This is a genomic window from Falsiroseomonas sp. RANM36, assembly GCF_056682175.1.
In genome coordinates this window covers 229017-237750 of the sequence record NZ_JBWXTD010000002.1, presented here as the reverse complement: position 1 = coordinate 237750, position 8734 = coordinate 229017, and the positions used below count along the sequence as shown (strand labels likewise).

General features: G+C 71.7%; 9 protein-coding genes. 5 read left to right on the top strand and 4 right to left on the bottom strand.

The annotated features are described in order from the left end of the window. Window positions 1-226: 226 nt before the first annotated feature. Entirely contained in the window at window positions 227-1765 is a 1539-nt protein-coding gene (locus AC1MIR_RS02010) for an MmgE/PrpD family protein (protein ID WP_480026513.1), read from the bottom strand. A 178-nt stretch (window positions 1766-1943) separates the two neighbouring features. On the opposite strand from AC1MIR_RS02010, the gene AC1MIR_RS02005 reads away from it, so the two are divergent. Continuing rightward, the gene (locus tag AC1MIR_RS02005) at window positions 1944-2846 is read left to right on the top strand and encodes a LysR family transcriptional regulator (RefSeq protein ID WP_480026512.1); all 903 of its coding nucleotides are present in this window, start codon (window positions 1944-1946) and stop codon (window positions 2844-2846) included. A gap of 21 nt (window positions 2847-2867) precedes the next feature. Here AC1MIR_RS02005 and AC1MIR_RS02000 read toward each other — a convergent pair whose 3' ends face one another. Continuing rightward, window positions 2868-3734 (bottom strand): phosphonopyruvate hydrolase, encoded by an 867-nt coding sequence (locus AC1MIR_RS02000; protein ID WP_480026511.1) that lies wholly within the window; start codon window positions 3732-3734, stop codon window positions 2868-2870. Between the two features lie 111 nt (window positions 3735-3845). Between AC1MIR_RS02000 and AC1MIR_RS01995 the strand changes: the two genes are divergently transcribed. From AC1MIR_RS01995 to AC1MIR_RS01980, 4 genes are all read left to right on the top strand, one after another. Further along, window positions 3846-5234, top strand: coding sequence for a dihydroorotase (locus tag AC1MIR_RS01995; RefSeq protein ID WP_480026510.1), 1389 nt, complete (start codon window positions 3846-3848; stop codon window positions 5232-5234). Next, on the top strand, window positions 5227-5799 hold the full coding sequence (locus AC1MIR_RS01990) for a carboxymuconolactone decarboxylase family protein (RefSeq protein ID WP_480026509.1): 573 nt from the start codon (window positions 5227-5229) through the stop codon (window positions 5797-5799). Before AC1MIR_RS01995 ends, AC1MIR_RS01990 begins: the two co-directional genes overlap by 8 nt. 131 nt (window positions 5800-5930) lie before the next feature. Further along, complete coding sequence (locus AC1MIR_RS01985) at window positions 5931-6125, top strand: hypothetical protein (RefSeq protein ID WP_480026508.1); 195 nt, start codon at window positions 5931-5933, stop codon at window positions 6123-6125. Beyond that, a complete protein-coding gene (locus AC1MIR_RS01980; protein WP_480026507.1) occupies window positions 6122-7069 on the top strand; it encodes an N-carbamoyl-D-amino-acid hydrolase in 948 nt (315 codons plus the stop codon). The genes AC1MIR_RS01985 and AC1MIR_RS01980 overlap by 4 nt, the downstream gene beginning before the upstream one ends. A gap of 10 nt (window positions 7070-7079) precedes the next feature. Here the strand turns inward: AC1MIR_RS01980 and AC1MIR_RS01975 are convergent, their stop codons facing one another. Both AC1MIR_RS01975 and AC1MIR_RS01970 read right to left on the bottom strand, forming a co-directional pair. Further along, complete coding sequence (locus tag AC1MIR_RS01975) at window positions 7080-7958, bottom strand: oxygenase MpaB family protein (RefSeq protein ID WP_480026506.1); 879 nt, start codon at window positions 7956-7958, stop codon at window positions 7080-7082. Between the two features lie 69 nt (window positions 7959-8027). Continuing rightward, the coding region (locus AC1MIR_RS01970) for a hypothetical protein (RefSeq protein ID WP_480026505.1) at window positions 8028-8734 on the bottom strand (707 nt) is incomplete at its 5' end.

Here is an 8734-nt window from a genome sequence, read left to right as displayed (position 1 = left end):
CGATCGAACACTGGACTGGACCAACCACCGGGAGAGGAGAAACACCCAATGACACGCATCACCCGCCGCGGGGGGCGGGGGTGCCCCCCCCCCGCCGCCCCCCGCCCGCCCCCCCCGCCCCCCGGTCGCCCCCCGCGCCGCCGCCGCGGGAGGAAGAATCGGCTTCGGCAGCTCGGGCACCAATCCGGGGCCCCCGCGGCAACGCGCAGCGTTGTCGTGGGGATACTCAGAAGATGCCCGGCTTGGACTCCAGCAGCGTGCCGGCCGGCAGCGCGACGTTCAGGACGTGCAGCTCGCCCGCCGGGATGCGGGCCAGGTCCTGCACGTCCGCCAGGAAGCGGTTGGCCTCCCGCGTCGTGATGATGCCCTCGGTCAGGGTGCGGAACTTCCGGATGTACTGCTCGCGGGCGAAGGGGCGGGCGCCGTTCGGGTGGGCATTGGCCACGCCGAGCTCGTCCACGATCTTCGTCCCGTCGTTGAACTCGATCTCGACCCGGCCGCCGAAGGAGAGCTCGTCCGGATCGCGGGAGTGGTATTTCCGGGTCCACTCCGCGTCCTCGCGCGTCTCGATCTTGTGCCAGAGGCGGACGGTGTCGGCCCGCTGCGCCCGCTTCGGCGCGTAGCTGTCCACATGGTGCCAGCGCCCGTCCTGCAGGGCGACGGCGAAGATGTACATGATGGAGTGGTCCAGCGTCTCCCGGCTGGCCTTGGGATCCATCTTCTGCGGGTCGTTGGCGCCGGTGCCGATCACGTAGTGGGTGTGGTGGGAGGTATGGATGGTGATCCGCTTGATCGCCTCCCAGTCCTTGATCTGCTCCCGCATGCGGAAGGCCAGGTCGATCAGCGCCTGGGACTGGTACTCGGCCGAGTGCTCCTTGGTGTAGCTGTCGAGGATCGCGCGCTTCGGCTCGCCCGGCGCCGGCAGCGGCACCTCGTAATAGACCGGGTCATAGACCGTCTTGCGGCCCTTGCTGTCGGCCTGCGTCCGGCCGGACAGCACCCAGGCGATCACGCTGTCCTCGCCCTCATAGATCGGGGAGGGCGCGCCTTCGCCGCGCATGCAGCGGTCCACCGCCTCGACCGCCAGCTTGCCGGCATGGGCGGGCGCATAGGCCTTCCAGCTGCTGATCTCGCCCTTCCGGCTCTGGCGGAAGCTGATCGAGGTGTGCAGCGCCTGCTGGATGGACTGGAAGATCACCTCCTGCTTCAGGCCGAGCAGCGTGCCGATGCCGGCGGCCGCGGCGGGGCAGAGATGGGCGATGTGGTCCACCTTGTGCTCATGCAGGCAGATCGCGCGCACCAGGTCGATATGCAGCTCATAGCCGGTGGCGAGGCCGCGGATCAGGTCGCGGCCCGAACGCCCCATGGTCTGCGCGACGGCCAGGATGGGCGGGATGTTGTCGCCGGGGTGGGAGTAGTCCGCGGCGAGGAAGGTGTCGTGGAAGTCGAGCTCCCGCACCGCCGTGCCGTTCGCCCAGGCCGCCCATTCGGGGCTGACGGTCGTCGCCGACTTCACGCCGAACACCGTGCCGCCGCCCTTGCGCGGATGACCCAGCGCCATGCCGCGCGCGGAGACGACGGGCCGGCGGTTGATCGCGGCGATCGCGACCGAGGCGTTGTCGATGATCCGGTTGATGATCATCGCCTGGACGTCCTTCTCCACCGCGACCTTGTCGGTGGCGACGGCGGCCATCTTCCAGGCCAGCTGGTCCTCCCGCTTCAGCAGCGCCTTCGAGGGGTGGACCTTCACGGGATGCTTCTGCACGTCTGTCCTCATCCTTGCCGTGTGGAAGTGCAGGTGCCGTTTTGCGCCCGCTCGGTGTGATCGTCCATTCCGATTGGACAAGCGCGACGATATGGATTTCGTATCGCATCCTCGCTAAACCCGCCCCGCAAGGCAGAGGCAGGCGCAGATCCGGCATCAGGGATCGCGTGGGATCGTCATGGATTTTCGCCTCGTCCGCCGCCTCGGGCATTTCCTCGCCGTCGCCGAGGAAGGGCATTTCGGCCGCGCCGCAGCGCGGCTCGGCATCTCGCAGCCGCCGCTGACGGCGCAGATCCAGGCGCTGGAACGCGAGCTCGGCGTGAAGCTGCTGGAGCGCACCGGCAAGGGCGCGCGCCCGACGCGCGAGGGCGAGGCGCTGATCCCGCTCGCGCGCCGCCTTGCCGAAGGCGCGGGCGAGCTCGAGGCGCTGGCGCGCGAACTCCGCGCCGGCCGCGCCGCACCGGTCGCGATCGCCTGCGTCACCTCCGCGCTGTTCGACTACCTGCCGCCGCTGGTCCGCGCGCTGCAGGCGGCGCGCCCCGATGCCGCGGTCTCGGTGCGGGAGCTCGACACGACCGATGCGGTGGAGGCGCTGCGCCGCGGCGAGGTGGACCTCGCCTTGCTGCGGCTGGATCGCGACCGCCCGCCGGTGAAGCTGCGCGCGCTCGGCCGCGACGTGCTGGCCGCGGCGCTGCCCTCCGGCCATCCCCTGGCGGAGAGCACCGCGCCGCTGCCGCTGGCCCAGCTTGCCGACGAGCCAATGCTCGTGCTGCCCCGCGGCATCAGCCCCGCCTATTCCGATGCGATGGTCACCGCCTGCCGCGAGGCCGGCTTCACCCCGCGCGTGGTGCGCGAGGTCGGCAGCGCCATGGCGCAGCTCGGCTTCGTCGCGGCGGGCCTCGGCATCGCGCTGGTCAGCGCGGGAATGGCGCGGCTGCGCCCGCCGGGGGTGGCGTTCCGCGAGCTGGAAGGCCCGATCCATGCGGTCGGCGTCGCGCTGGCCTGGAACGCGGAACGGGAAAGCGAGGCGACGCGGCTCGCGCTCGACTTCGCGGAGATGCTCTTCCCCGCCGCCGCCTGACCGGCGGCAGCGAACGCCGGCTCAGCGAAGGAATCGCGCCTCGATCCCGCGCATGCGGTCGTCGCCCTGCAGCGCGAAGATCTCGGCCACGCTGGCGATGCGCCCCTCGACACCCGCGATGCCGCCTTCGGCCAGGATGCGCGCGAAGGTCTCGCGCATCGCGCCCACCGCGGCGCGGATCGCGTGGTTGCCGCAGATGATCAGCCCGACCTTGCCCAGCGCCGCCACCTCCGCGAAGGACAGCTGCGGGTAGGAGGTCGGCACCAGCACCAGCGGCACCGGGCCAGGCCAGGCGCGGCAGAAGGCCAGGATCTCCTCCGGCGTCTTCTGCTTGGAATGGATCAGCACAGCATCCGCCCCGGCCTCGACATAGGCCGCGCCGCGCCGCAGCGCCTCCGCCTGGCCGAGGCCGGCGATCAGCGCCTCGGTCCGCGCGATCACCAGCGGGCCGTCCGCCACGCGCGCGGCTTCGATCTTCCCCTGGAACTCCCCGACGCGGACCAGCTCCTGCCGGCCACCGGGGCGCAGGCTGGAATCCTTCGGGAAGGTCTTGTCCTCCATCACCACAGCGGCGACGCCGGCCGCCGCGTAGCGCGGCACGAGATAGGCCACCGAGACCGCGTTGCCGCTGCCGGTGTCGATGTCGGCCACCACCGGCGCATCCTGCACCTCGACCATGGCGCGCATCGCGGCGAGATGCGTCTCCCAGGAGAGGATCGAGGCATCCGGCACAGCATGCGCGGCCGAAAGCTCGAAGCCGCTGCCCCAGATCGCATCGAAGCCCGCTTCGGCCGCGAGCCTGGCGGAGAGCGGGTTGTGCGCCGACATGGCGATGGCCGGGCGGTCGGGCGTGAGGCGGGCGCTGAGGCGCGCGGCGGCGGCGTTCATGCGGCGATGCTCGCGCCGCGCGGGGCCGGCAGCAAGCCGGCGGCCGGGAAGGTTCCCCGCGCGACGGTCGCGGGCTAGCCTGCCGCCGACCATCGCCACCGAGAGGCCCGCATGACCGACGCCGCCCCCTTCGACCTCGTCGTCACCGGCGACGTGGTGCTGTCCGACCGCGTGATCCCGGGCGGCTATGTCGCGGTGCGGGGCGAGACCATCGCGGCGATCGGCGCGGGCGCGCCCCCGCCGGCGAAGCGGCTGGCGGATTTCTCCGGCAAGGTGATCATGCCGGGCCTGGTGGACGGGCACATGCACACCTCGTCCAGCACCGGCTGGCCGGGGATCGAGGGCGCGACCATGTCGGCCGCGGCCGGCGGCGTCACCACCGTCTGCGACATGCCCTATGACGTGCCGAACCCGGTGACCACCGCGGCGATCTTCGCCGACAAGGTCGAGCATGTGCACCGCCTGTCGCATGTGGACATGGCGCTCTACGGCACCATCAAGAAGAGCGGGGGCCTGGAGGACATCGCGGCCATCGCGGAGGCCGGGGCGAGCGCCTTCAAGGTCTCCACCTATGAATACGACGCGCACCGCTTCCCGCGCATCGACCACCCGACCATGCTCTCGGCCTTCGCCGAGATCGCGACCACCGGGCTGATGGTCGCGGTCCACAACGAGGACCAGGAGCTGGTGGTGAAGCTGACGGAGGCCGCGAAGGCCGCCGGCAACACCTCCCCCATCTGGCATTGCCGCACCCGTCCGCCGATCACGGAGACGATGGCCGATCTCGAGATCTTCGAGATGGCGCTGGAGACGGGCGCGCATGTCCACATCGCGCATTCCTCCCTGGCGCGGGGCTTCGAACTCGCGAAAATCTATCGCGGCCAGGGGGCGAAGACCTCGGGCGAGGCCTGCATCCAGTACCTGTGCATGACCGAGGACGACATCGTCCGCCTGCAAGGGTTCGGGAAGTGCAACCCGCCCTTCCGCAGCGCGGCGGAGGTCGAGCGGATGTGGGGCGCGGTGCGGGAGGGGATCGTGAGCTATGTCTCGACCGACCACGCGCCCTGGCCGAAGCCGAAGAAGGAGTATCACGGCGACATCTTCGCCGTCGGCGCGGGGCTGACGGGCCTGCAGAGCTACGCGCCGCTGATGTACACCCTGCTGGCGGAGCGCGGCCTGCCGCCGACGGTCATGGCCCGCCTCTGCTCGGAGGAACCGGCGCGCTACCACGGGCTCGACCCGAAGAAGGGCGGCATCCGGCTCGGGGCGGACGCCGATTTCTGCATCCTGGAGACCGGCGACTTCGTCTTCGACGAGCGCATCATCCAGGACCGCGAGGATGCGCGCTGGTCGCCCTATCACGGCCGCCCGATGAAGGCCCGCGTCGCCTCCGCCTGGCTGCGCGGGACCGAGATCTGGGACGGCGCGGTGGTGAAGGCGAAGCCCGGAAACGGCCGCTTCGTGCCGCGCCAGCACAAGCGCTCCGCCCTCGATGCCTGACCCGCGCATCCCGCCCCTGCCCCGCGCCGCCATGCCGGAGCGCTGGCGGAAGGTGGCGGAGACGGCCGACCAGGTGCGCGGCGAGGCGACGCTGATCGAAGTGCTGGCCCAGGCGCCGGAGCTGCTGGGCTGGTACTATGACGGCTTCTACGCCCAGGTCTTCTTCAAGGGGCGTGTCGAGCGCCGGATCAAGGAGATCCTGCGCCTCAAGCTCTCCACCCTGCATGGCTGCGCCTTCTGCAACCGCGGCAACACGAAGTCCGCGCTGGAGGCCGGCGTGACCGAGGCGCAGGTCGCCGCGATGTGGGAGACCGACAGCCCCGCCTTCGACGCGAAGGAACGCGCGGTGCTGCGCCTGGCGGAGGAGATGGCGCTGCCCAACATGCGCGGCGAGGTGACGCCCGCCCTCGCCGCCGAGCTCCGGCACTTCTTCTCGGAGGCCGAGATGGTGGAGCTGGCGATGGTGGCGGCGGTGCTGACGGGGATGGCGAAGATGCTCTTCGTCTTCGACCTGGTCAGCCGCGAGGCCACCTGCCCGATCGGGCCGCACGCCGCCGCGGGCTGACGCGGCGGGCGGGTGGCGCTAAACCCCCCCGCATGGCTGACGAACGCCCCCGGCACCAACGCTGGATCAAGCGGCCGCCGCGTCCCTCGCGCAGCGGCCCCCCGGTTGCGCCCGCCCGGCAGAAGCCCGGCATGACGCAGTTCCTGTTCGCCGTCGCGGCGGGGATCGGCACCGGGCTGCTCGGCGCGATGCTCGGCCCCACCCTGGCGCCAAATACGCCGGGCATCGGCGGGCTGTTCGCCGGGCTCGGGCTGGCAGGCGGCTTCATCGCCATCTGGCGCAGCCTGGGTGGAACGCGCCAGGACATCAGGGACCTGTTTCGATGACCCGCAAGCTGATCCTCGCCGGCGCCCAGATGGGCCCGATCCAGCGCGCCGACAGCCGCGCCGCGACGCTCGCGCGCATGATCGCGCTGCTGGAGCAGGCGGCGGCGCAGGGCGCGAAGCTCGTGGTCTTCCCCGAACTCGCCTTCACCACCTTCTTCCCGCGCTGGCCGATGGAGCGGAACGATGCGGAGCTGCTCGGCAGCTTCGAGACGGCGATGCCGAACCCGCAGGTGCAGAAGCTGTTCGACCGCGCGCGAGAACTCGGTGTCGGCTTCTATGTCGGCTATGCCGAGCTCACCCCCGACGGCCATCGCTTCAACAGCGCGATCACGGTCGGGCCGGACGGCGCGATCCTGTTCAAGTACCGCAAGGTCCACCTGCCTGGGTCGGACCACGTGAAGGCGGGACAGACCTATCAGCAACTCGAAAAAATGTATTTCGAGTATGGCGACCTCGGCTTCCCCGTGGCGCGCGGGCCGGCGGCTTGGGGCCGCCCGGTGCTCGGCATGCTGGTCTGCAACGACCGCCGCTGGCCGGAGGGTTGGCGCTGCCTGGGGCTGCAGGGGGTGGAGCTGGTGATGGTCGGCTACAACTCCGCCGCCTACGACCCGAATGGCGGCGAGAGCGAGAGCGCGGCGCTGCGCACCTTCCACTCCACGCTCGCCGCGCAGTCCAACGCCTACATGAACGCCACCTGGGCCATAGCGGTGGCGAAGGCGGGCAACGAGGACGGCGCGGGGCTGATCGGCGGGTCCTGCATCGTGGACCCGAACGGCGTGGTGGTGGCGCAGGCGAAGACGCTGGGCGACGAGCTGATCCTCGCCGAGGTGGATTTCGACGCCTGCCGGCAGGGGAAGGAGAAGATGTTCAACTTCGCCCAGCACCGGCGCCCGCAGCATTATGGGCGGATCGTGGAGCAGGTGGGCGCCACGCCGCCGGCGTGAAACTCCCGCCTCAGGTGAAGGCCCAGCGCAGCGTCCGCGCGACGCCGCGCGTGCCCGCGCGCACCAGCGGGCGCGCCAGCGCCGGCTGGTCCAGCCCATGCATCCGCCGCGCCCAGTCCGGCAGCAGGTCCACCCCCGCCTGCGCCGTCAGCGCCTCCACCGGCGTCGAGAGCGGATGGCCGGAGCGGTGCGTCAGCAGCAGCCGGCAGATCTCGCGCGTGCGGTCGTCCACGCGCAGCTCCCGCCGCATCGCGTGGATCAGCCGTCGAGCCTCAAGCCGCGACCGGGGCACCGGATCGGCGCCGAGCGCAACGCCGATGCGCGCCATCTCGGCGAAGTAGCGGTCCTGCCCGGCCATCGGCATGCCAGGCTCGGCATAGCGGATCCAGCTGTCGAGGAAGCAGCTCGCCTCCGTCACATGCACCCAGGCCAGCAGCGCGGGATCGTTCGCCGCGTAGGGCGTGCCGTTCGGCAGCGTGCCGCGCACATGGTCGTGGATCCGGCGCACGCGGGCGATCGCGGCCTCTGCCTCCTCCCGCCCGCCATAGGTGGTCAGCGCGATGAAGCGCGCGGTGCGGCGCAGGCGGCCATGCATGTCGTGGCGGAAGCGCGAATGATCCCACACGCCGGCCAGCACGCCCGGATGCAGCATCTGCAGCAGCAGCGAGGCGACGCCGCCGACCATCATCGCGGTCACGTCGCCATGCACGCGCCAGGCGACGGAGGCGGGGCCGAACAGCCCATCGGGCCGGCGCGCGACCGGCCGCTCGCCGCGGCTGCGGTCGTTGAACAGCGCGACGACCTGCCGCGCGATCGCGTCCTTCACCGCGCCGGTGGCGCCGGCCACGAGGTCGGGCACGGGGCGGGCGACGCGCTTCGGATACGGCATGGCCAGCCACATGTCGTGCGCCGGCCGCGCCCGACAAGCCGGCGCCGGAGGGGCATGCCGCCGCCCGGATCAGAACCGCCGGCGATAGGCGACCTGCAGGACGTTCGACCCCTCCCACACGCCGTTGAACAGCCCGAACATGCCGCTGCGGTGCGCGTAGCGCAGCACCAGCTCGTCCTGCGGACGATGGGGCAGGCTGACGGCGATCTCCGGCGAGAAATAGTGCAGGAAGCGGGACTGGTTCGGCTCGGGCTGCGCCGCGGTGCCGGTCTCCGCCTCCGGCAGGTGATCCACCCAGCTGATGCCGGTCGAGAGGCCGAAGCTGGTGTAGAGCCGGTCGCGCCAGGGGAAGCCGTCGTAGCGGACGTAGAACGCGTACCAGAGTTCCGGCGAGTCGGTCTGGCCGGCGCGGTAGCCGCCGCCGAGTTCCAGATCCACCGCGAAATCGGTCCAGACCCGCAGCAGCCGCCGGCTCCAGGAAACGCCGTAGAAGGTGTCGCCGCCCCAGTCGTAGTTCCAGGGTTGGATGGCGATGTCGCGCAGGTAGCCGTCCTCGGCCACCGACCCGATCCAGAAGGAAAGGCTGTTGCGCAGGTTGTCGCGCGCGATGCGGGCATCGCCCGCCGGCAGGCCGCCCCACCAGTTCGGCACGGTGGCGGCCGAAGGTGCCCGATCGGCCGGGGCGGGCTGCGCGCCCGCGGGCGGCCCCCCCCCCCCCCCCGGCCCCGCCCCCGGGCCCGCCCCCCCCCCCCGCGGGGCGCGCAGCGACGGCGGGG